This window comes from Enterovirga sp. (assembly GCF_028290205.1).
Classification (GTDB): Bacteria; Pseudomonadota; Alphaproteobacteria; order Rhizobiales; family Beijerinckiaceae; genus Enterovirga.
Map to the genome: position 1 here is coordinate 1 of NZ_JAQGKF010000238.1, position 2,983 is coordinate 2,983.

Below are 2,983 nucleotides of genomic sequence, written 5' to 3' on the forward strand. Positions count from 1 at the left end.
GGACATCGGTCAGACCTTCAAAGGGGCACGGGCCTGCGCCGCCGGGCGAGCGGTCACGGCACGGCGGGACAAGGGGCTGGGGCCCGCCTCAATGGGCGGTGAAGTCGCCCCGCAGCATCGCGTCGACGTCGCGTTCGGTGAGGTCGAGCGCATAGTCGGAGCCGGGATTGAGCACGAAGCGCGTGCCTGGATGGCGGAGCAGCACGCCCCGCACCCGGTCCGGGGCGATCACGTGGTCGGCGCGGTAGAAGCTCTGCGCTCGCGCCGGGGCGGTGAAGAGCGGCATGGCCGGGCCGGCCTCCCGGTCCACCGCCTTCACCTCGAGCCGCGCGCCCTCGGGGATGACGGCGTGGCCGTGGGCATCCGCCTCGATCCGCTCCCCGTCCGGCAGCAGCAGGGCGAGGAAGATCTCGGCGTCCAGGAGCTCGCGCAGGAAGCCCGGCCGCAGATGCGGCTCGTGCGCCGCCCGGACGAGCTCGGTCTCGATGGTGTTCTGGGGCCGGAACGCGTCGGTTCCGATGGCGTGGTCCACGATCCGGGCTCCTGCTGTTGAGGTGACGGCCGGCACCGCCGGCTGGGCGAGCGCCCCCCCGGGCGGCCGCGGCGCGAATCCGGGCCGCGGAGGTCGCGCCCGCGTTCAGGCGGCCTTGGCGGCAGCCCGCTTGGCCTTGACCTGGGCATAGGCCCAGTCCAGCCACCCCGTGAGGGCCTGGATGTCGGCCGCCTCCACAGTGGCGCCGCACCAGATGCGCAGGCCGGCCGGCGCATCCCGGTAGCTGCCGATGTCGAAGGCGACCCCTTCCTGCTCCAGCAGGGCCGCGAGTTCCTTGGCGAAGCCCGCCACCGCCTCGGGCCCGGCGGCCGTGACCTCGGGATCGGCGATCACGAGGCAGACGCTGGTGTTGGAGGCGTTCCGCGGGTCGCGGGCCAGGTTGGCGATCCAGGGCGTCCGGTCGACCCAGTCCAGGAGGGCGCGCGCGTTGCGGTCGGAGCGGGCCACGAGGCCGGCGAGCCCGCCCTCCGCCTTCGCCCAGCGCAGGGCGTCGACGTAATCTTCCACGCACAGCATGGACGGGGTGTTGATGGTCTCGCCCTGGAAGATGCCCTCGACCAGCTTGCCGCCCTTGGTCATGCGGAAGATCTTCGGCATGGGCCAGGCCGGCACGTAGCTTTCCAGCCGCTGCACCGCGCGGGGCGACAGGATGAGGATGCCGTGCGCGGCCTCGCCGCCCAGCGCCTTCTGCCAGGAATAGGTCACCACATCGAGCTTCGGCCAGTCCAGCCGCTGCGCGAAGGCCGCCGAGGTGGCGTCGCAGATGGCGAGCCCCTGCCGGTCGGCCGCGATCCAGTCCGCATCCGGCACCCGGACGCCGGAGGTGGTGCCGTTCCAGGTGAACACGACGTCGCGGGTGCGGGTATCGACCTCTGCCAGGTCGGGCAGGTCCCCGTACGGCGCCTTGATGACCCGGGCGTCGGGGAGCTTGAGCTGCTTCACCACGTCGGTGACCCAGCCCTCGCCGAAGCTTTCCCAGGCCAGCATGTCGACCGGGCGGGCGCCCAGCATCGACCAGAGCGCCATCTCGACGGCGCCGGTGTCGGAGGCCGGCACGATGCCGATCCGGTAATCGGCCGGCACCTCCAGGACCTCACGGGTCAGGTCGATGGCGAGCTTCAGCCGCGACTTGCCGAGCTTCGCCCGGTGCGAGCGGCCGAGTACGGCGTCCTTGAGAGCATCGAGAGTCCAGCCAGGCCGCTTGGCGCAGGGTCCGGACGAGAAATGGGGCGCGCGCGGGCGCACCTTCGGCCTGTCGGCCGTCATCGCAGTCATGGCCATCCTTCCAGATGAGCGCCCCTCGTTGGGGAGGGGTGTCCCGCGCCCCGTATGCGCGCCGGCCCGGCCTGCGGTCAAGCCGCCGGACGGGGCCGGCGGGCGGGCCGCGTCGGCTCCGGCGCCCGGTGCGGCGCGACCCTGATAGATGTGCAGCGCAGGGGCCCGTCGTTGTGCGCCCCCGGCCGATCCGCTAGGTTCCGGCAAGGAAGGCGCGCCGTTCGGCGGCGCACCTGCGCCGCGGACCACGTCGTGCGGACACACGTCATGCGAAGGAGCCCCGGCCCCCGATGGATTTCCTCAAACCACGGTACACGCCCATGAGTCGCCGCCGTCGCATCTACGAGGGCAAGGCGAAGGTCCTCTACGAAGGTCCCGAGCCCGGCACGCTGATCCAGCATTTCAAGGATGACGCGACCGCCTTCAACGCCAAGAAGCACGAGGTGATCGACGGCAAGGGCGTGCTCAACAACCGGATCTCGGAATACGTCTTCCAGCACCTGAACGACATCGGGGTGCCGACGCATTTCATCCGGCGGCTGAACATGCGCGAGCAGCTGATCCGCGAGGTCGAGATCATTCCGCTCGAAGTGGTGGTCCGCAACGTCGCGGCCGGCTCGCTCGCCACCCGGCTCGGGCTGGAAGAGGGCACGCAGCTGCCCCGCTCCATCATCGAGTTCTACTACAAGAACGACGCCCTGAACGACCCGATGGTCTCGGAGGAGCACGTCACGGCCTTTGGCTGGGCGACGCCGCAGGAGATCGACGACATCATGGCGCTGGCCATCCGGGTCAACGACTTCCTGTCCGGGCTCTTCCTGGGCGTCGGCATCCGTCTGGTCGACTTCAAGATGGAGACCGGGCGCCTGTGGGAAGGCGATCTGATGCGGATCGTGGTGGCGGACGAGATCTCTCCCGATTCCTGCCGTCTCTGGGACATCAAGAGCCAGGACAAGCTCGACAAGGACCGCTTCCGGCGTGACCTCGGCGGCCTCATGGAGGCCTATTCGGAGGTCGCCCGCCGCCTGGGCATCCTGGGCGAGAACGAAAAGATCCAGTCCGGCGGGCCGCGCCTGGTGCAATAGGCGGCCGGCGCCGGGTGCCGGCGCCGCCGTGAGCGGGGGGTCGGTCCGGCGCGGCGCGCTGCCCGTGCTG

General features: G+C 70.9%; 3 protein-coding genes. 1 reads left to right on the forward strand and 2 read right to left on the reverse strand.

Annotation, left to right across the window (positions count from 1 at the left end):
* Positions 1-88 precede the first annotated feature (88 nt).
* Both JWR86_RS16625 and JWR86_RS16630 read right to left on the reverse strand, forming a co-directional pair.
* Entirely contained in the window at positions 89-532 is a 444-nt protein-coding gene (locus tag JWR86_RS16625) for an SseB family protein (protein WP_299567496.1), read from the reverse strand.
* Positions 533-637: 105 nt separating this feature from the next.
* On the reverse strand, positions 638-1,819 hold the full coding sequence (locus JWR86_RS16630; protein ID WP_299567499.1) for a phosphoserine transaminase: 1,182 nt from the start codon (positions 1,817-1,819) through the stop codon (positions 638-640).
* 299 nt (positions 1,820-2,118) lie between these two features.
* Here JWR86_RS16630 and purC point away from each other — a divergent pair, with 299 nt between their 5' ends.
* Positions 2,119-2,913, forward strand: a complete 795-nt coding sequence (gene purC, locus JWR86_RS16635; protein WP_299567497.1) for a phosphoribosylaminoimidazolesuccinocarboxamide synthase — start codon at positions 2,119-2,121, stop codon at positions 2,911-2,913.
* Positions 2,914-2,983: the final 70 nt, after the last annotated feature.